The following is a 19,683-nucleotide window of genomic DNA, read 5'->3' as shown; positions in this document are numbered from 1 at the left end:
TCAGGCACCGATCGCAGCCAGAAATTCACCGTAGAACAAGGCCACACCCAAACCACAGCTGATGGCGGTGAGCAGCCAGAAACGGATGATCACCGTGGTTTCGGCCCAGCCGACCAACTCGAAATGGTGGTGGAAGGGCGCCATCCGGAACACCCGGCGCCCGGTCGTGCGGAATGTCAGAATCTGCAGCACCACCGACGTGATCTCGGCGACGAACAGCGAGCCCAGCACCACCGCCAGCAGCTCGGTGCGGCTGGTCACCGACAGCCCGGCGATCACACCACCCAATGCCAGGGAGCCGGTGTCGCCCATGAAGATCTTCGCGGGCGCGGCGTTCCACCACAAAAAACCGATGCAGGCGCCGGCGGTCGCGGCGGCGATGAGCGCCAGGTCCAGCGGGTCACGCACGTTGTAGCAGCCCAATCCCGGCGCGGTAACGCACGCGTTGCGGTATTGCCAGAAGGTGATCAGCACGTAGGCACCGGTAACCATCGCCATGCAGCCGGCGGCCAGCCCGTCGAGGCCGTCGGTGAAGTTGACCGCGTTCGACCAGGCGCTGACGACGACCACGCAGAACAGCACGAACAGTGCCGGAGCCAGCGTGACGGTGGCGATCTCACGCACGTAGGACAGCTGTGCGCTGCCCGGCGTGATGCCGGCCGGATTGCGGAACTGCAGCACCAGCACCGCGAACAGCACGGCGGAGGTGATTTGCCCGACGGTCTTGGCGGTCTTGTTCAGCCCGAGGTTGCGTGACCTGCGGATCTTGATCATGTCGTCGAGGAATCCGACGCCGCCCAGCGCGGTGGCCAGGCCCAGCACCAGCAGACCGGACGCGGAGATGCCTTCGCCGTCGAACGCCAGGCCGGCGAGGTGGGTGCCGAAGTAGCCCGCCCACATGCCGGCCAGAATGGCCACCCCGCCCATCGACGGCGTGCCGCGTTTGCTGTGGTGGCTGGGTGGGCCGTCGTCGCGGGTGTGGTGACCGAAGCCTTGTTTGGTGAACAGCCGGATCAGCGCCGGGGTGAGCAGGATGGAAACCGCCAGCGCGATGGCGACAGCGATCAGGATCTGTCTCATGGGTGTGCGCTCCCGCGATTGCCGACGCCCCCAACTGCGCCGTCCGAGACCAGTGCATCAGCCAGGGCTCCCAAGCCTGCCGAGTTCGACGCCTTGATCAGGACCACATCCCCGGGTTGGACTTCGGCGCGCAACAGTGCCAGCGCGGCATCGGCGTCCGCGACGTTGACGGCCCCCCTATCAGCCCCAGCTCCCCACGAGCCGCACGCCCCTTCCAGGACCGCTCCGTGGTGCATGGCGCTCACCGACCTCCCGGTTCCCACGACAACGAGTCGAGACACATCTAAACGCACCGCGAGCCTGCCGACACGGTCATGCTCGGCTATCGCATCCGCGCCGAGTTCTGCCATCTCACCCAAGACCGCCCAACTGCGCCTTTTCGCGGGGCGGTCGGACCCGCTGCCGGAGCCGCCGTGGGCGATCCAGGCCAGTGCCTGCAGACCGGCCCGCATCGAATCCGGGTTGGCGTTGTAGGCGTCGTCGATCACCGTCACCCCGTCGGCGCGGGTGGTCACCTGCATCCGATGCGCTGACACCGGGCCCGCTGCGCCGAGCGCGGTTGCCACCTGCTCCAGGCTGGCGCCGCATTCCAGCCCAACGGCAGCCGCGCACAGCGCATTGCTGACTTGGTGGTCGCCGTAGACCCCCAGCCGCACCTGCACGGCGGCGTCGCCCGAGTACATAGTGAACTGCGGCCTGGCCAGCGCGTCCAACGACACCGGCCCGGTCCAGACATCGCCGGTGGTGCGGGCGCGACTGACCCGAACCACCCGCGCCGCGGTCACCTCTGCCATTGCCGCCACGGCCGCGTCATCGACATTGAGGATGACCACCCCCGATCGCGGAACCGATTGTGGCAGCTCGGATTTCGTCCGCGCGATGGCCTCCCGGGAGCCAAACTCGCCCAGGTGCGCGGTGCCCACGTTGAGCACCACCCCGATGGTCGGGGTCGCGATCTCGGCCAGCGCGGCAATGTTGCCGGGATGGCGGGCCGACATCTCCAGAACCAGATAGTCGGTGTTGCGGGTGGCGCGCAACACCGTCCAGGGATGACCCAGCTCGTTGTTGAAGGATCCGGGCGGGGCAACCACCTCGCCCAACGGTTCTAGCACCGCGGCCACCAGATCCTTGGTCGATGTCTTGCCCGACGAACCGGTGATCCCGATGATGGTCAGCCCGCCGGCGACCAGTTCCGCGGCCACCGCCTTGGCCAGTTTCGCCAGCGCGGCCAGCACAGCCGCGCCCGACCCGTCGGCGTCGTGCTCGAGCACTCCGGCGGCGGTGTCGACTCGCGACTGATCAGGCGCCACCACGATGGCCGGAACACCGACCGGCCGAGCGGCCAGCACGGCGACCGCGCCGGCCGCTGCCGCCGACGCCGCATAGTCGTGTCCGTCAACATGCGCGCCCGGCAGCGCCAGAAACAATCCGCCGGGGCCGACCGCGCGCGAGTCGAACTCGACGGTCCCGGTGACGCGGCGTTGCTCGGCGTCCTCCGGCGAGATATCGGCCAGCCTGCCACCGACAATGTCGGCGATCTGGGCGACGGTCAGGTCGATCACGTGCGCTTCTCCAAAGCCTCGAGCGCCTCACCCAGTTCCACCCGGTCGTCGAACGGGCGAACCTCTCCGCCGCCGCGCTGGCCGGTTTCGTGGCCCTTGCCGGCGACCAGGACCACATCACCGGGTCCTGCCCAGGCGACCGCATAACGGATCGCGTCTCTACGATCGGCGATCTCGACCACCCCTGCATTGGCGCCGGCCGCCGCCGCGCCGGTCAGAATTTCCCGCCGGATCGCCGCCGGATCCTCGCCGCGCGGGTTGTCGTCGGTGACGACGACCAAATCAGCGAGCTCGGCCGCAATGGCACCCATCGGCGCACGCTTGCCCGGGTCGCGTTCACCACCGGCACCGAAGACCACCGCCAACCGGCGGTCCGGGCGCACCAGCGCAGTCAACACCGCGCGCAAGGCACCTGGTTTGTGGGCGTAGTCGACCAGCGCCAGAAAATCCTGACCACGGTCCACCTGTTCCAGCCGCCCCGGGACTCGGGCTTGCCGCAAGCCCGGCGCAGCCTGTTCCGGTGAGACCCCAACCGTGTCCAAAATCGCTAGCGCCAGAAGGCAATTGGTGATGTTGTAGCTGCCCGGCAAGCCGATGCGCACCCGGTGCTGGACGCCGGCCGGGTCAACGGCGGTGAATTCCTGTCCGGCGGCGCCCATCGGCACGACGTCGACGGCGCTCCAGTGCGCGGCCCGATCGCGCGCGCTCACGGTGATCGCATTACCGGCCCGCTCGGCAATCGCGCGCCCGGCGTCGTCATCGACGCACACCACGACGGTGTCGGCGCGCAGCGCCGAGGCCGGGTCGAACAGCAGAGCCTTGGCCTCGAAGTAGTCCTCCATGGTGGGGTGAAAGTCCAGATGGTCACGCGACAAGTTGGTGAAGCCGCCGACGGCGAAGCTGGTGCCGTCCACCCGGCCCAGGGCCAGCGCGTGACTGGACACCTCCATGACTACGGTGTCCACGCCGCGCTCGGACATTTCCGCAAGCATCGCTTGTAAGGCGGGCGCCTCCGGTGTGGTCAGCGCACTCGGGATGTCGGCGCCGTCGATGCGGATGCCGATGGTGCCGATCAGCCCGGCGACCCGACCGCCGGCCCGTAGACCGGCCTCCACCAGATAGGTGGTGGTGGTCTTGCCCGATGTTCCGGTGATGCCGACGACCGTGAGCTGCTCGGACGGGCGGCCGTACACGGCGGCGGCCAGCCCCCCGAGCACGCTGCGCGGTGCCGGATGCACCAATACCGGCACGCTCGCCGCGTGGGCACCCATCGCGGCGACTCCGTCGGCGTCGGTAAGCACCGCGACGGCCCCGCGCTCGATGGCATCGACGGCATGACGGGCGCCGTGTGTGGTCGAGCCGGGCAGGGCCGCGAACAGGTCACCGGGCTGGACGTCCTGGGCACGCAGTGTCACGCCGGTGACCTGCACATCCCGGAAGATTTCGGGGTAATCCGCACTGGTGTCTGGTACCGCGCCGGTCTGCGCCGCCAGTACAGCCAGCTTCACCCCCGCGACGGTACGAGGGCGTAACCCATTGGGCATCGACTCCGCCATTGGCACCACCTCCGTCCGACCGCAGATGTTGAGAGATCGCCATGGTCGGCGTTGACACCCTACCTAGACGCACCCGCTCACCATGTGCAACCGCGCCTGCGCTGGACGGCCGCCGCCCGGCTCACGTCGATCTCCGGTGATACCAGTCAAGTGCGGCCGCAGTGCCGCACCCGGGATCAGCCGGCGGCGCTAGCTTCGCTAGCTTCGCTAGATCCGGCACAGCCGGAATTTTGAGTCAAGTTTGACGTACTTGGGCTCGATTTGGCGTCTAGGCGGCCAATAGTGTTGTGCGACTGAGGTTTTCCAGGGCATCCCGCCGCTGCCCCACAAGAACCCTCCGCGGCCGCCGGCGGCACCGGCCCCGCCCTGCCCACCGGCGACGGTGCCGTTTCCGCCGTCGCCGCCGCTACCACCGTCACCGCCGGCACCGCCGGTGCCGAACAACCAGCCGGCCGCACCGCCGATGCCCCCGGCGCCTCCGGTGGCACCCGCGGTGAACGACCGTCCGCTCGATCCGCCGTCGCCCCCGGCGCCGCCGTTGCCGCTCAGGAAGCCCCCATGCCCGCCGCTACCCCCGGCCGCGCCCGCGGTGGGGACGCCAAGACCGGCACTGCCACCGTTGCCACCGGCACCGCCAATTCCCCACAGCCAGGCGTTGCCGCCATTACCGCCGACACCGGCCAGCCCGTTCGAGGTACCCGCCCCGCCCGCGCCGCCTGACCCGCCACTGCCGAAAAGCCACCCGCCGTCGCCGCCCCGGCCGCCGGCACCGGTGTTGGCGCCCGCGCCGCCGGCTCCGCCGTTGCCGATCAGCCCGGCAGCACCGCCGTTGCCGCCGGCGGGATGGCTGCCGTTCCCTGGGCCGCCGTTGCCCCCGTTGCCGAAGAGCAAACCGCCGGCCCCGCCGTCTCGCCCCGATGCGCCGTTGGCCCCATCGCCGATCAACGGCCGCCCCAACAAAGCCAAGGTGGGAGCGTTGACCACATCCAACAGGCCCGCAATCGGCGACTGCAGCGCTGCCGCGCCCGTCGCCTCGGCACCGGCATAAAAGCTGGCAGCCGCGTTCAGGGCGAGCACGAACTGGTCGTGAAAGACGGCCGCCCGCGCGCTGAGGGCCTGAAAACTGCCGGCATACGAACCGAACACCACGGCAATGCCGGTGGAGATCTCGTCGGCGGCCGCGGCCAGCACATTCGTCGTGGGCGCCGCCGCAGCCGCACTCGCCGCGGTGATGGTGGACCCGATGCCGGTCAACTCCGTTGCCGCGGCCGCCAGCTGCGAAGGGGTCGTGACGACCAACGACATCGGGTACCTCCCCACGGGGTCAGCAAACGGATCGTATCGCGATCCGTGCGCTCCGTCGGGCGCTTTGGCCGTACGCGGATGGCCTCAGGTGGCCTGCAAGATAAGCGGCGGACCCGGGTCGGGTGATAGCGGCACGTTTTCGCGTTGCATCAGCCAACCGGCGATGTTGTGGAACAGCGGGGCCGCCGAGTGGCCCGGGCTACCGTCGGCGTTGCGCTCCGGATTGTCCATCATCAGCCCGATCACGTAACGGGGATTGTCGACAGTAGCCATCCCGGCGAACGTGATCCAGTAGACGTTGTCGAAGTAGCAGCCGCAGGCGGGGTTGATCTGCTGCGCGGTCCCGGTTTTGCCGGCCATCTGGTAACCGGGTACCGCGGCGGCAGGCCCGGTGCCCTGCTGGTAGCCCATCGGATCGTTTTGTACGACGGCGCGCAGCATCTGGCGCACGGTCTGGGCCGTCTGCGCCGACACCACCCGAACGCCGTCGGGACGCGGTTCCTCGGTGCGGGTGCCGTCGGCTGCGATGGTCGCCTTGATGATCCGGGGAGGTATCCGCACCCCGTCGTTGGCGATGGCCTGATACATGCCGGCCATCTGCAACAGAGTCATCGAAAGACCTTGGCCGATAGGCAGATTCGAGAAGGTACTGCCCGACCACTGGTCGATCGGCGGTACCAGGCCGGCGCTCTCACCGGGCAGCCCCACAGCGGTGCGCTGACCCAGCCCGTATTTGCGCACCATCTCGTAGAAGCGCTCCGGCCCCACCCGCTGCGCCAGCATCAGCGTGCCGACATTCGACGACTTACCGAACACGCCGGTCGTGGTGTAGGGCATCACGCCGTGCTCCCAGGCGTCGCCGCGACCGGCAACGCCGCCTCCCCCGCCGATCCCACCGGCCCCGCCGTTGCCGTACAGCAGTCCGGCACTCAGCGCGTCAGGCGGGTATCGGAGCGCCGGGTGGTCGGCCCCGGTTCGTCGTTGAGAGGCGGCGGGCTCAGGCCCGGTTGGCTGCCGCTTGAGCGAGTTGCACGCGGGAGGTGAAGCCCAACTTGGTGTACACGTGGGTCAGATGGGTTTGCACGGTCCGGTGCGAGACGAAAAGCCGCGTCGCGATGTCCTTGTTGGACAGCCCCTCGCTGACCAGTCGTACGACGTCGATCTCGGTCGGAGTGAGAGACTCCCAACCAGTGGCCGGCCGTTTGCGCCAGCCATGGCCACGCCGCGCATAAGCGATCGCCTCCTCGGTCGACAACGCCGCACCCTCGTCCCAGGCGGCGCCGAAGTCGGCCGCACCCATCGCATCTCGCAGGGCCGCCACCGACGCCTCGTATCCCGCCTGGTGAATCACGAAACGAACCACGCCGATACGCTGTCGGATAGCCTCTGCCGCGCCGAAATGTCTCGCAGCTCCCTGGTGATTGCCGGCGTCGGTGGCCAAGACAGCGAGGCACTCGAGCACATCTGGGACATCCACATAGGCCCCACTGTCGGCCGCGCAGGCGAGCGCGTCGTTCGCATCGCGTTCAGCCTCTTCTCGCTTGCCGTCAGCGATCGAGATCCGAGCGCGCGTAGCTAGCGCCAAAACTAGGTGGCGGCCGGTCAGTGCCTGCACGGCATCGTCGCACCAGTCGCGGGCTGCGATGAGATCGCCGCTCGACAGCGCAGCCTGGGCATTGAATACCCGCTGTGGCACCGCCGACTGGGGCAGGGCCGAACTCAAATTCTGCCAAGCCGCGTCACCCGCATCCTTCGCCGTTTCAATGTCGCCTGCGGCCAGGGCAGCCGTGGCCAACGCCGAGTAGCCCATCCCGGCGAAGTACTCTCCCTGTTCGGCGGCCTCCAGAGCCGCGTCGGCGGCCGCGCGAGCCGCGCCCACCTCACCCCGGAATGCGAGGGCGAAGGCAAGGCCCTGCAGGCCATTCCCCTTGTGCAGCACTTCCTGAGCCGCCTCGGCCTCGTCCACCACTTCGCCGAATTGTGCAGCGGCTTCGACGAGATCACCGCGCATCAGGTGGGCGTAACCGAGGCACCAGCGGCACCAGAGCGCGTCGGACTGGTCACCAATTGCATTCGCCAGCTCGCATCCCTCTTCGGCCGCCGTGCGCGCTGCGATCGGGTAACCCGCCACAACCGCATCGATCGCCTGGAAGGTAAGGATCTGGGCCAGTCTCCACCGATCGTCTACGGCGCGGGCGAGTTCGATCGCCTCGGCGAAGTACGGCGCGGCGACCTCGGCGCGGGCTACAGCTACAGCGACCAGACCGCAGGCCGTGAGCGCCCGGGACAGCAGAGCCGGGTCGCCGACCTCGCGAGCAATAGCCAATGCCTGTTGAGCCTGATCCATGCCCGCCGAGGCGTCGACAAAGATGTCGAGTAGGCCCTTGTCGGCGAGCGCCCGCGCGCGCACCCCGGCCGCCACCTCGAGATCGTGCGCTGCCTCGCTGCCGAGAATGCTGTCAAACCACGCCCGCCCTTCCTGAATGCGACCGCGCGTCATCCATACGGGTAGCAGGGAGCAAGCCAGCGCCAAGGCGAGTTCAATATCGGAATTTTCACGGCTCCACTCGAAGGCGGCGCGGAGGTTGTCGATTTGGGCTTCGGCCTGGTGGAGGCACTGCGCATAATCCGTGCGGCCGGGGTGGTCGAGCCGGGCAGCTAGCGCCGCGTAGTGGTCGAGGTGACGCGCCCGCAGGGCCTCAGTTTCGCCGGCCTGCTCAAGCTTTTCCAGCGCATACTGGTGCATCGTCTCCAATAGCTGGTAGCTGCTTCGATCGCCGCGGTCGTGGGCCAGCACCAGCGACTTCTCGACAAGCAGCGTGAGCTCGTCGAGCACCTGATGGCGCGGCATATCATCCCCGCCTGCGATTGCGCGCACATCATCGAGGAAAAAGCAGCCCGCAAACACCGCCAGCCGGCGGAACAAGACCCGTTCGGGTTCGGTCAACAGAGCGTACGACCAATCCACCGATGCCCACAGTGTCTGCTGGCGGAGCGCCGCGGTGCGCGCACCCCCGGTCAACAGCTGGAATCGGCTGCCCAAACCATCGACGATCTCGGCCAGCGACATTGCCCGCACCCGCGCCGCCGCCAGCTCGATCGCCAGCGGCAAGCAATCCAGGCGGCGGCAGATCTCGGTGACCACGCCGCGGTTGTCGTCGGTAAGGCGGAATCCAGGACGAACCCGCCGGGCCCGGAAACTAAACATCTGGATAGCTTCGTCGCTCAGTGACAGCGGCGGCACCTGGTAGCTGACCTCACCCGCAACACGGATCGGCTCACGACTGGTGGCTAGCAACGTCGCGTCGGGACACGCTTCCACCAGGGCCACCACGCAGGCCGCGACCGCATCGATTAGATGCTCACAGTTATCCAGCACCACCAAGGCGCGACGAGCGCCGAGGAATCGCAGCACGGTGTCCAAAGTGGAGTGACCGGGCTGGTCGTGCAGACCGAGCATGCGCGCCACCGCGCTCGGTACCAGATCCGGGTCGCTGATCGGCGCCAGATCCACGAACCACGCGCCAGCAAACTCGCCTGCGACCTGGGCCGCGACCTGCGCGGCCAGCCGTGTCTTGCCCACTCCGCCGGGACCGATAAGAGTCACCACCCGGTTTTCGGCCAGCAGCTGGTGCACCTCGCTGATCTGCGCGCCGCGCCCCACGAACTTCGTCAGGTGTACTGGAATACCGTGGACGACAACGTTGTCGGCGACCCGCAGCGGTGGGAACTCGACTCGCAGGTCGGGATGGCATAGCTGTACCACGAGCTCCGGGCGCGGCAAATCACGCAGCGGGTACGTGCCAAGCTCCGTGAGCCACGCTCCATCGGGGAGCTGATCGATGACAAGGCGCTCGACAGCACCGGACAACACGGTCTGGCCCCCATGCGCCAGATCGCGCAGTCGTGCGGCCCGATTGATGGTCGGACCGGCGTAATTCCCGTCGTCGCGCATCCGCACCTCCCCCGCGTGCACGCCGATGCGCAACCGAATCGGGGCAAGCGGCGCTCGCTGCAAGTCCAACGCGGCGGCCACCGCATCAGAAGCGCGGGTGAACACGACGACAAAGCTGTCACCCACGCCCGGCTCGACCAGCCGCACTCCGTCATGGAGGGTGACCACATCGGACACGGCTTTGGCGAGGCGCGCCACCGCAGCATCCATATGTTCGGGATGGGCCTCCCACAACCGCGTCGAACCCTCGACCGCGGCTGACAGCAATGTCACCGTGCCCTGTGGCAGCAAGTCCCTCACGCCCACATCGCTCCACTCAGTCGCACTCATGCTAACCAGCATCCGGCGACCGTGGCGCCGGATGCCGATCCGTGTCGATCAGTCCTACGACCCGCGCGCCTGCCGGTAGACCGTCCCCCACCAGGTACGCAATGGTGGTCTTGCCTGACGCGCCGCTGAAGGAGGCCGGGATATGGGTCGGCTCCGGGCTCCGGGCTCCGGGCTGATCTGCAGCGGCTGCGCCCGGCCCGCAGCAGCTCAGCGCCGCGGGCGTCAGCGCAACCGCGTATAACCGCGATGCCCCCGGCGATTAACCTACGACCCCTGCCGCACACAGATACGCGCCATCACCGATGGGTTTTGCCGCTCCAATTCGCACAGTTGAACCCAACGCTTGTGTGGAAAAGGTATGCCTCACAGTAAAACCCGTCGATGGGTCACGTTGTGCAAAGGTGCAGCAAAAACGGGGGCATGGCCAAGATCCATCCCAAGCGGTGGCTGAACGGGCCAAAGACATCGTCATATCGCCGCGTCACCGTGGTTGCGGCTCCAACTCGACTATCGACCCAACTCCCTATGCCTCAGGAGAACAACAATGACTTGCGTGACTGCCGAACCGGAAGCCCTGATCTCGGCGGCGGGCGACTCGCAGATCCCCCGGTTAGCCGGCCCCGTGTCCGAAGGAGAACGAAGCGGCGCGACGCGTGGGTCTGGTCCCCGGTTTCGGCTGGGCCGGCGCATTCCGGACGCCGTCGCCCAGGAGGGGTTTGTGGTGCAGCCCTTCACCCAACAATGTCAGGTCATCCACTCCGAGGGGGACCACGCTGTCATCGGGGTATCTCCAGGGAACAGTTACTTCTCTCGTCAGCGCATACGCGATCTCGCCCTCTGGGGGCTCGCGAATTTTGATCGTGTGGACTTTGTCTACACAGACGTCCAGGTCGCCGAGAGTTTCGAAGCGCTAGGCGATTCCCCAATCGAAGCCCGGCGCAAAGCGGTCAAGAACATCCGCGGAGTCCGCGCCAAGATCACCGCCACGGTCAACGAGCTCGATCCGACCGGAAACCGACTGTGCGCCCGTCCGATGTCGGAATTCCAGTCCAACAAGGCATACCGGCAGCTGCATGCGGACATGATCGCGCGCCTGGACGCCGACGAGGAGTTCCGCGTTGTGTGCCAAGACCTGGTGCGGCGTTTCCTGTCCACGAAGGTGGCTCCGCAGCAGGAGCCGACGGCCGCTCAGGAGCGGGTGTGCATGGACTACATCTGCGCCGAGGCCCCATTGTTCCTCGACACACCCGCAATTCTCGGAGTGCCGTCGTCGTTGAACTGCTACCACCAATCGCTGCCGTTGGCCGAGATGCTCTACGCCCGAGGATCGGGACTGCGGGCGTCGCGCAATCAGGGCCACGCCATTGTTACCCCCGGCAGGAGCGCCGCCGAATGACCGCGAACGCTCTGCTCGATATCCCATTCTCTGCCCGTGGGGACCGGATTGCGGACGAAGTCGCGGAATTACGCTCCCGTGCGTCCATCCGCAAGGTGCGCACCATCACCGGCGATGAAGCCTGGCTTGTCTCCTCGTACGCACTGTGCACGCAAGTGCTGGAGGATCGGCGCTTCTCGTTGCCGGCAACCGCCGCTCCCGGCGCTCCCCGCCTGAACGCGCTGACGGTTCCAACCGAAGTGGTCAACAACATGGGGAACATCACCGACGCGGGTTTGCGCAAGGCGGTGATGAGGGCGATCACACCGAAGGCCCCCGGGTTGGAGCAATTCCTCCGCGACACGGCGAACTCGCTGCTGGACAAGCTGATTGCCGAGGGCGCGCCAGCCGATCTGCGCAATGACTTCGCCGACCCGCTCGCGGTGGCGCTGCATTGCAGGGTACTGGGTATCCCGCAACAAGACGGGCCCAAGCTGTTGCGCAGCCTAAGTTTCGCTTTCATGAGCTCGGCCGATCCGATCCCCGCCGCGAAGATCAACTGGGATCGCGACATCGAATACATGGCGGGTCTTTTGGACAACCCAAGCGTCACGACCGGACTCATGGGCGAACTGTCTAGGCTCCGAAAAGATCCCAGCTACTCGCATGTCTCCGACGAGCTGTTCGCCACGGTCGGCGTCACCTTCTTCGGTGCCGGTGTCATCTCCACCGGCTGCTTCCTCACCGCGGCCCTGATATCGCTGATGCACCACCCGCACCTGCGGACCTTGCTGATCGAAAGGCCCGAACTGATCCCGGCCGGCGTGGAGGAACTGCTGCGGATCAATCTCTCCTTCGCCGACGGGTTACCACGCCTGGCCACCGCCGACATTCAGGTCGGCGACGTGCTGGTGCGGAAGGGCGAGCTGGTGCTGGTGCTACTCGAGGGGGCCAACTTCGACCCAGAGCGGTTCGCCAACCCGCAGAACATCGAACTCGACCGGCCCAACCCCACCGCACACCTGGCGTTCGGCCGCGGCCAACACACCTGTCCCGGCTCAGCCCTCGGCCGCCGCCACGCCCAGATCGCCATCGAAACACTGCTGCAAAAGATGCCGACCTTCGACCTGGCCGTGCCGATCGAACAATTGGTCTGGCGCACCCGATTCGCACGACGCATCCCCGAACGCCTACCGGTGCTGTGGTAGGCCTGCGTCGCCGACGGTGAAGCTCACGCCGACTTCGTGCCCGCCGGACCCGCTTTGTGATGCGAAGACACTTCCTCTGGTCGTGTTGAGCGCGGCGGCTGGGCTAGATGCCAGCGGGGTGTCGATGCTCAACAGCGCTTTGCCGTCGATGGGCACGGAGTTCGCCACGTCGACGCAAGACCTGTCATGGGCGATCACCGGGTATGCGCTCGCGTTCGCCGGTCTGGTGTTGTGCGGTGGTGCGATGACCGATCGGCTACGCCGCCGGCGGGTGCTGGTCTGGGGCTTGGCGATGGTCGGTCTCGGTGGTGTGCTGGCGATCGTGGCGCCCACGTTTTGGCTCGTCGTAGCGGGGCGGGTGTTGCAGGGCGTGGGCGCGGCGATAACCATGCCCGCGACCACGGCACTGCTGACGTCGGTTTATCACCGCGATCCGATGCGCTCACGCGCTTTGGGCGTGTTCTCCGCAGCACAGGCAGGCTGCTTCGCGGCCGGCCTCGTGCTCGGCGGAGTGATCACCAGCACCCTCGGTTGGCGCTGGGTGTTTGCTCTACACGTCTTGGTGGCCGCGTTCACGGCCGCGGCGGCCGTCCGGTGGCTGCCTGCTGGCATGCCGCGACGCTGTCAACCCCTAGACCTGGCCGGGGCCGGCGCGCTGGTGACGGCGATCACCTTAATCATCCTGGCGGCAGATGTGGCATCCCGACACGACGGCCTCCTGCTGGCCGCCGCCATGCTCATAGGCGCTGCGGCCACGAGCTCGTTGTGGTGGCGGCGTAGCAGGATACGCAACAATGAGGTGCTGTTGCTGGATCGAACGCTGCTGCGCATGCATTCGGTCCGCCGAGCGGCTGTGGTGGCCAGCATTTTCTTCTTTTGTGGCACCGGCTCGTTGTTCTTACTGCCGCTGTACATGCAACAAGTGCATGGCATGTCGCCCACCGCATCGGGTCTGGCGATTCTGCCGGTCAGCCTGGCCGTGACCACCGCGGCGCTGCTGTCCGGCCGGTTAATGAAAACCCGCGGGCCGCGCCTGTCACTGATCTTGGGCCTTCCGCTCACATCTGCGGGCGTATTCCTGTGGTGCACCGTCGGGGCAAACAGCCCCTACGCGGGCGCTATCCTCGCCGGCCTGCTCGTCACCGGAATCGGGCAGGGCCTGGCATTTCCGGCCCTCACGGCAGTCGGTCTGCAGGACGTGCCGACTGGCGCCCACGGCATGGCATCGGCCATCACGGTCACAGCGCTGCAGGCCGGTGGCGCAATCGGACCCACGGTCCTGGCAGGGATCGCCCAAGGCATTGCACCAGCCGGCGGTGGCGGCTTGACTTTGGCCGGCTACCACTTGGGCTTCGCCGTCGCGGCAAGCACCTTGCTTTGCCTTGCAATGCCAGCGGTCATTGGCCTTCGGATTGGCTCACCGGATGCAAGCCGGCATGGGCCGCCGCTGACGCTAACGCTAAACCGCCTGCAAGATAAGCGGCGGACCCGGGTCGGGTGATAGCGGCACGTTTTCGCGTTGCATCAGCCAGCCGGCGATGTTGTGGAACAACGGGGCCGCCGAGTGGCCCGGGCTACCGTCGGCGTTGCGCTCCGGGTTGTCCATCATCAGCCCGATCACGTAACGGGGATTGTCGACAGTGGCCATCCCGGCGAACGTGATCCAGTAGACGTTGTCGAAGTAGCAGCCGCAGGCAGGGTTGATCTGCTGCGCGGTCCCGGTCTTGCCGGCCATCTGGTAACCGGGTACCGCCGCCGCCGGGCCGGTGCCCTGCTGGTACCCCATCGGGTCGTGCTGTACGACGGCGCGCAACATCTGCCGCACGGTCTGGGCCGTCTGCGCCGACACCACCCGGACGCCGTCGGGACGCGGTTCCTCGGTGCGGGTGCCGTCGGCTGCGATGGTCGCCTTGATGATCCGCGGCGGTATCCGCACCCCATCGTTGGCGATGGCCTGATACATGCCGGCCATCTGCAACAGAGTCATCGAAAGACCTTGGCCGATAGGCAGATTCGAGAAGGTGCTGCCCGACCACTGGTCGATCGGCGGCACCAGCCCGGCGCTCTCACCGGGCAGCCCGACACCGGTGCGCTGACCCAGCCCGAATTTGCGGACCATCTCGTAGAAGCGCTCCGGCCCCACCCGCTGCGCCAGCATCAGCGTGCCGACGTTCGACGACTTACCGAACACGCCGGTCGTGGTGTAGGGCATCACGCCGTGCTCCCAGGCGTCGTGCACGCTGACCCCGCCCATCTCGATCGTGCCCGGCACCTGCAGCACCTCGGCGGGGTTGGACAGCCCGTACTCGATGACCGACGACGCGGTGATCACCTTGTTCACCGATCCCGGTTCGAAGGGTGACGACACGGCCGGGTTGCCCAACTGCTTGTCGCCCTGGCGCCCGATGTCCTGGGACGGGTCGAAGGTGTTGTCGTTGGCCATGGCGAGCACTTCGCCGGTCATGGCATCCAGTACCACGGCTGAGACGTTGTGGGCCCCGGACAGGTTCCTGGCCTGCTGCACCTGCTGCTGCACGTAGAACTGGATGTCGTTGTCGAGCGTGAGTTGGACGGTGGAACCGTGAACCGCCTTGTGCCGGTTGCGGTAGCTGCCGGGGATGACCACGCCGTCCGATCCGCGGTCGTAGGTGACCGAGCCGTCGGTTCCGGCCAGCACGGCATCCATGGAGTCCTCCAGACCCAGCAGACCGTGGCCATCCCAATCGATCCCGCCGACGATGTTGGCGGCCAGCGATCCGCCGGGGTACTGGCGCAGATCCTGCCGCTCGGAGCCCACCTCGGGATACCTCTCGGAGATGGCGCTGGCGATAGCGGGATCGACCGCACGCGCCAGATACACGAACGCATCATTGCTCTGCAGCTTCTTCAGCACGGTTGCGGCATCGGGCTTGTTGTTCAGCTTGCCCGCGATCTCCCTGGCGATGTCCTTGAGCCGCTGCTGCGGATCCGGGGCAGCGGGGGACTTCTTCTTGGCCTCCTCCAGCTGCTGGCGGACCCTCTTGGGCTGAAAGGTCAACGCACGCGCCTGGATGGTGAACGCGAGCCGGTCGTTGTGCCGGTCGACGATGGCGCCGCGAACCGCCGGTTCGACGTCGGTGACCTTGAGCTGGCCGGCGGCCTGGGCGCGCAGGTCCGCGGCATCGGACACCTGCAGGTAGAACAGCTGTGTCGCGGCGACCATCATCAACGCGAAAATCACCGCGTTGCCGGCCCGATGCCGGAAGACAAACGACGCACCGCGGGTCGCCACTTCCACTGCCTGACGGGTCCGCCGTTGCCCCGCCGGCCGGCCGGGCGGGGCTGTTTCGTCGCGCACCGCGACGCGGGTTTTGTCGGCTTCCTTGGCTTTCCGGAGCCGCTTGGGCGCCGGGGCCTCGTTGACCCGGGGGTCACTTCGCTTCTGGGACCGCTTCGGCTGCCGCGCGTCCCGGGATTGCCGCCGTTTGCGCGGACCACCCGCCGATGGTGCCGGGCGACTGCGGGCGCCGAGGCTCATCGCGGCCCGCCTGGCGCTGCCGGACCCGTGGGGGTCACCGGGGCGAACTGTTCGCCGTTGGACGGCGCCGGTAGTGGAATCGGCTGCGGTGCATGCACGGTGACCGGTGGCGCGGGTGCTGCCGGAGCCGGGGGTACGCCGAGCACCGGCGGCGCCGTGCCCGATTGCAGCGGCATCGGCACCTCGGCTGGCACCGGGGCCGGTACGAGGGCCGGCCCTTGACCGGGCAGCTGCACCGGCGCGGCGGGCGCCGAGCCGGCGGGTGCTGGCGGCTGAAGCTCCTGTCCTGGCACTCCCGGCAGCTGGCCCGGCACTCCCGGCAGCTGGCCCGGTACCGCAACCTGTCCCGGCACTCCCGGCAGCTGGCCCGGCACCCCCGGCAGTTGGCCCGGCAGGTGGTTGCTGTCGGCGCCCAGCGTCGATGCGCCGTCGGGCGTGCGGGGCAGCAACTGCGGACCGGACCGGGCAGGCGGTGCCGGGTCACCAGGGCCCGGCAGGACCCGGACCGGAACCTCCGGGGGGACCACCGGCGGTTTCGGAGGCGGCGGCGGACCTTCTTCCGGCAGCTTCGTGTTCAGCGGGGGCGGCGGAACACCGTCAGCAGGCTTGGGGGTTCCCACCACCACCCAATTGCCGTCGGGCGCCTGAACCAAGTGAGCGGTGTCCCTGGTCGGAATCATGCCCTGCTTGCGGGCCGCCTCTGCCAGTGCCGGCGCAGACCCGGCCTCACGAACATCGCGCTCCAGCGCCTCCTTTTGCTGCTGCAATATTCGAGTCCGCTCCCGAGCGTGACTCAGCTGATACGAACGCTCGGCGGCATCGGTGGACAGCCACAAAGTGAGCGCCAGCCCGACGCCGAGCGACCCGATCACCAAGACCACAAACGGGACCTTGCTCAGCAAGGTGCGCGGGCGCAGGTCGATCGATGCCAGCCGGACGGCCAACCGCTCGCTCAATTTGGGTCGTACTACCTTGGGCGCCTTTGCTTTTCGGGCCTTGGCCCGAGCTTTGGCCTGACTGGTGTTCTTGGGCCGGGCCGGACGGTCGACTGGCCGGGGCATCGGACTGGTCTGCGGTCCTGATTTCGGCATCCGCGCCTCGCGGCGCGGCGCCGTGGCCTTGCCCGCCCGGGAGCGACGCGACGCCGAGTCGGCCGCCGTGTGCCGGTTGGTGGCAGCGGGAGAATCGCCTCCGCCGCGACGATCGCTACCGCGGCGGTTCCCCGGCACCCGAGCTTCGCGCTTCGTACTCATGAATCGCCCTTCCCGGTCGCGTGCTGCGGTTCCGCCTCATGGTCAATGCGCTGCAACGCGCGCAGCCGCACCGCGGCGCTGCGTGGGTTGCGTTCCATTTCGGCCGCATCCGCGCGTTCGGCGCCGTGGGTCAGCGACCGGAACCGCGGTCCGTGGCCGGGAAGCTCGACCGGAAGCCCGATCGGTGTTCTGGAGGCGACCGCGTCGGCGAACACCCGCTTGACGATCCGGTCCTCCAGCGACTGGTAGGCCATCACCAGAATGCGTCCGTCGACGCGGAGTGCGGCCATCGCAGCGGGAAGGGCGCCGCGCAGCGAGTCCAGCTCTTCGTTGACCGCGATACGCAGAGCCTGGAAGGTGCGTTTGGCCGGATGCCCGCCGGTGCGCCGGGCCGCAGCCGGAATCGCCTGGTAGACAACGGCAACCAGCTCGGAGGTCGACGTGAACGGCGTGTGGGCGCGCTGCCGGACGATACGCCCGGCGATGCGGCGGGCAAACCGCTCCTCACCGTAGCGCTGCAGGATATCGGCCAGCGCGGCCTCGTCGTAGGTGTTGACGATGTCGGCCGCGGTCAGCGGTGTGTCCGGATCCATCCGCATGTCCAGCGGAGCTTCCTTGGCATAGGCGAAGCCGCGCTCGGCACGGTCGAGTTGCATGGAAGAGACGCCCAGATCGAACAGCACCCCGTCGACCGATTCGACTGCGCCATAACCTAACTCGGCCAACGCCGGCGCAAGGCCGTCGTAGCGGATGCGGATCAATGTGATCCGTTCGGCGAAGGGCGCCAACCGATCCCGGGCAATGTCCAGGGCGCTCGGGTCGCGATCCAGCCCGATCAGCCGCAGCCCCGGAAATTCGCGTAGAAACCGTTCCGCGTGCCCGCCCGCACCGAGGGTCGCATCGACCAGAATCGCCCCCGAGCCGTCTGGATGGTGCCGGGTCAGCGCCGGAGCGAGCAGCTCGACACAGCGCCACGCCAGCACCGGCACATGACCGAAATCCCTTGGGCCATCAGCCACCGTGACACCTCCCCGGGTGGGGCAATACCGGCCTGTCCACCAGCCTGGCCACGGTGGCGTCCCTGCACCGAGGTCCCTGTCCGAAGTCGCGAACCTGGCGTCGGGGAAGTACGCCAGGGTCGGTTCGGGCAGAGACCACGGTGCACGGACACGCACCTCAGAAGATGTCGCCGAGTGCTTCATCGCTGGCCGCGGAGAAGTTCTCTTCATGGAGTTGCTGGTAGTCGTCCCAAGCCTGAGCGTCCCAGATCTCGAGGTAGTCGACCGCGCCGATCACCACGCAGTCCTTGGAAAGACCCGCGTAGCGGCGATGGTCGGCCGACAACGTGATCCGGCCCTGGCTGTCGGGGTGCTGCTCGTCGGTGCCGGCGGCGAGGTTACGCAGGAATGCCCGTGCTTCGGGGTTGCTTCGCGGCGCCTTGCTCGCCCGACGCGCCAGCTGCTCGAACTCTGCTCTCGGGTAGACGGCGAGGCTGTGATCCTGGCTCTTGGTGACCATCAACCCCCCTGCCAACGCGTCGCGAAACTTTGCCGGCAGCGTCAGCCGCCCCTTGTCGTCGAGTTTGGGCGTGTAGGTGCCGAGAAACACTAGGCCACCTCCCACCTAGAGCCGCTCGCTCACCCAAACACTTCAGCCACCATACCCCACAATCCCCCACTTTGCCCCATTGATGGGGTGTCGCTGCGGCATTTCCCCAAGAAGCTGCGGCGCCAGATCACCTTTAGATCTCCCCGCACCCCGGCGTCCAGCTCACGGGTCATGCTAAAACCGCATTTCAGAGGGCAATGACGGGAAAAGGGGTTACAAAGTGGGGCGCGGTGGGGCACGGTCAAGGGTCAAGCTCACGACTGGGTTTCGGTGTGGCTTCCCCGACGTGACCTGCGAACGACGGCTCCGGCGCGGGACATCGGGTGCGCACGAAAAAACGGGGCAGCCAGTGGCTGCCCCGTAAGGTCTACGTTCGTTCGCCTACTCGTCGAAGCGACGCCGGAACCGATCCTCCATCCGGCTGGTGAATGAGCCTCCGGCCCCTTTACCACGTCGCTGGCGCGACCCCCCGGACGCCGGCCGAGAGTGATCCAGCCGCCCCGGCAACCGCGGCGCGGTGATGGCATACACCACGCCGCCGAACATCACGACAAAACCGAAGACACTGAGGATCGGGAAGCTTCCAATCATCGTGGCCTTGAAAGCCACCCCGGAAACCAGCATGGCCAGGCCGATGACGAACAACGCCCCACCCTGCAAGCGCCGCCGTGCCGTGGGTGCGCGGAAGCCCCCACCACGGACACTCGAGGCGAATTTAGGGTCTTCGGCGTAGAGCGCGCTCTCGATCTGCTCAAGCATCCGCTGCTCATGATCGGAGAGTGGCATTCGTCCCTCCTTGCCGACAGACTGTCACGTAACTACCGGTAGCAACGCGGATGCCCGTTGTGGGGGCAACTAACTCAGATGATACGAGGTCAATCCCAGCCGTACCACTGATTCGCCGGCGATTCTATCCCGGCCGCACCCCGGCGCA

At 67.5% G+C, this 19,683-nt stretch carries 13 protein-coding genes and 1 pseudogene; 3 read left to right on the top strand and 11 right to left on the bottom strand.

Annotation, left to right across the window (positions count from 1 at the left end; genetic code table 11):
• The 6 genes and pseudogenes from mraY to CDN38_RS25035 form a co-directional block, all read right to left on the bottom strand.
• Window positions 1-1,080, bottom strand: coding sequence for a phospho-N-acetylmuramoyl-pentapeptide-transferase (gene mraY / locus CDN38_RS25060; protein WP_075512771.1), 1,080 nt, complete (start codon window positions 1,078-1,080; stop codon window positions 1-3).
• A complete protein-coding gene (locus CDN38_RS25055; RefSeq protein WP_075512770.1) occupies window positions 1,077-2,642 on the bottom strand; it encodes a UDP-N-acetylmuramoyl-tripeptide--D-alanyl-D-alanine ligase in 1,566 nt (521 codons plus the stop codon). Before CDN38_RS25055 ends, mraY begins: the two co-directional genes overlap by 4 nt.
• Complete coding sequence (locus CDN38_RS25050) at window positions 2,639-4,198, bottom strand: UDP-N-acetylmuramoyl-L-alanyl-D-glutamate--2,6-diaminopimelate ligase (RefSeq protein ID WP_075512769.1); 1,560 nt, start codon at window positions 4,196-4,198, stop codon at window positions 2,639-2,641. The genes CDN38_RS25055 and CDN38_RS25050 overlap by 4 nt, the downstream gene beginning before the upstream one ends.
• A gap of 207 nt (window positions 4,199-4,405) precedes the next feature.
• Window positions 4,406-5,503: a PE family protein gene (locus CDN38_RS32010; protein ID WP_099319251.1), complete on the bottom strand. Its 1,098-nt coding sequence runs from the start codon at window positions 5,501-5,503 to the stop codon at window positions 4,406-4,408.
• Between the two features lie 84 nt (window positions 5,504-5,587).
• Window positions 5,588-6,382: pseudogene (locus CDN38_RS25040) on the bottom strand (peptidoglycan D,D-transpeptidase FtsI family protein); the annotation flags it as partial.
• A gap of 118 nt (window positions 6,383-6,500) precedes the next feature.
• Complete coding sequence (locus CDN38_RS25035; RefSeq protein ID WP_099319475.1) at window positions 6,501-9,758, bottom strand: helix-turn-helix transcriptional regulator; 3,258 nt, start codon at window positions 9,756-9,758, stop codon at window positions 6,501-6,503.
• Between the two features lie 574 nt (window positions 9,759-10,332).
• Between CDN38_RS25035 and CDN38_RS25030 the strand changes: the two genes are divergently transcribed.
• The 3 genes from CDN38_RS25030 to CDN38_RS25020 all read left to right on the top strand — a co-directional run bounded on the left by CDN38_RS25030 (window position 10,333) and on the right by CDN38_RS25020 (window position 13,872).
• Window positions 10,333-11,184, top strand: a complete 852-nt coding sequence (locus CDN38_RS25030) for a cyclodityrosine synthase (RefSeq protein ID WP_075511939.1) — start codon at window positions 10,333-10,335, stop codon at window positions 11,182-11,184.
• A complete protein-coding gene (locus CDN38_RS25025) occupies window positions 11,181-12,371 on the top strand; it encodes a cytochrome P450 (RefSeq protein ID WP_075511940.1) in 1,191 nt (396 codons plus the stop codon). The genes CDN38_RS25030 and CDN38_RS25025 overlap by 4 nt, the downstream gene beginning before the upstream one ends.
• 85 nt (window positions 12,372-12,456) lie before the next feature.
• The gene (locus CDN38_RS25020; RefSeq protein WP_142361328.1) at window positions 12,457-13,872 is read left to right on the top strand and encodes an MFS transporter; all 1,416 of its coding nucleotides are present in this window, start codon (window positions 12,457-12,459) and stop codon (window positions 13,870-13,872) included.
• On the opposite strand, the gene CDN38_RS25015 is transcribed toward CDN38_RS25020, so the two are convergent.
• The 5 genes from CDN38_RS25015 to CDN38_RS24995 all read right to left on the bottom strand — a co-directional run bounded on the left by CDN38_RS25015 (window position 13,831) and on the right by CDN38_RS24995 (window position 19,535).
• On the bottom strand, window positions 13,831-15,888 hold the full coding sequence (locus CDN38_RS25015) for a peptidoglycan D,D-transpeptidase FtsI family protein (RefSeq protein WP_099319250.1): 2,058 nt from the start codon (window positions 15,886-15,888) through the stop codon (window positions 13,831-13,833). The two genes, CDN38_RS25020 and CDN38_RS25015, sit on opposite strands and share 42 nt — an antisense overlap.
• Complete coding sequence (ftsL, locus tag CDN38_RS25010; RefSeq protein WP_075511943.1) at window positions 15,885-17,141, bottom strand: cell division protein FtsL; 1,257 nt, start codon at window positions 17,139-17,141, stop codon at window positions 15,885-15,887. The genes CDN38_RS25015 and ftsL overlap by 4 nt, the downstream gene beginning before the upstream one ends.
• Window positions 17,138-18,316, bottom strand: a complete 1,179-nt coding sequence (gene rsmH, locus CDN38_RS25005; protein WP_099319249.1) for a 16S rRNA (cytosine(1402)-N(4))-methyltransferase RsmH — start codon at window positions 18,314-18,316, stop codon at window positions 17,138-17,140. The genes ftsL and rsmH overlap by 4 nt, the downstream gene beginning before the upstream one ends.
• A 1-nt stretch (window position 18,317) precedes the next feature.
• Window positions 18,318-18,749, bottom strand: coding sequence for a division/cell wall cluster transcriptional repressor MraZ (gene mraZ / locus CDN38_RS25000; protein ID WP_075511945.1), 432 nt, complete (start codon window positions 18,747-18,749; stop codon window positions 18,318-18,320).
• 381 nt (window positions 18,750-19,130) lie between these two features.
• A complete protein-coding gene (locus CDN38_RS24995; RefSeq protein ID WP_075511946.1) occupies window positions 19,131-19,535 on the bottom strand; it encodes an SCO2097 family morphological protein in 405 nt (134 codons plus the stop codon).
• Window positions 19,536-19,683 lie beyond the last annotated feature (148 nt).

The sequence above is a fragment of the Mycobacterium ostraviense genome (assembly GCF_002705925.1).
Classification (GTDB): Bacteria; Actinomycetota; Actinomycetes; order Mycobacteriales; family Mycobacteriaceae; genus Mycobacterium; species Mycobacterium ostraviense.
The sequence above is the reverse complement of the archived record's forward strand: the minus strand, read 5'-3'. Positions and strand labels throughout refer to the sequence as shown.

Bases quoted from the DNA above. Each gene is read 5' to 3' on its own strand.
- mraY (WP_075512771.1), bottom strand. From the start codon at position 1,080: ATGAGACAGATCCTGATCGCTGTCGCCATCGCGCTGGCGGTTTCCATC.
- CDN38_RS25015 (WP_099319250.1), bottom strand. From the start codon at position 15,888: ATGAGCCTCGGCGCCCGCAGTCGCCCGGCACCATCGGCGGGTGGTCCG.
- CDN38_RS25025 (WP_075511940.1), top strand. From the start codon at position 11,181: ATGACCGCGAACGCTCTGCTCGATATCCCATTCTCTGCCCGTGGGGAC.
- CDN38_RS25030 (WP_075511939.1), top strand. From the start codon at position 10,333: ATGACTTGCGTGACTGCCGAACCGGAAGCCCTGATCTCGGCGGCGGGC.
- ftsL (WP_075511943.1), bottom strand. From the start codon at position 17,141: ATGAGTACGAAGCGCGAAGCTCGGGTGCCGGGGAACCGCCGCGGTAGC.
- CDN38_RS32010 (WP_099319251.1), bottom strand. From the start codon at position 5,503: ATGTCGTTGGTCGTCACGACCCCTTCGCAGCTGGCGGCCGCGGCAACG.
- CDN38_RS24995 (WP_075511946.1), bottom strand. From the start codon at position 19,535: ATGCCACTCTCCGATCATGAGCAGCGGATGCTTGAGCAGATCGAGAGC.
- CDN38_RS25050 (WP_075512769.1), bottom strand. From the start codon at position 4,198: ATGGCGGAGTCGATGCCCAATGGGTTACGCCCTCGTACCGTCGCGGGG.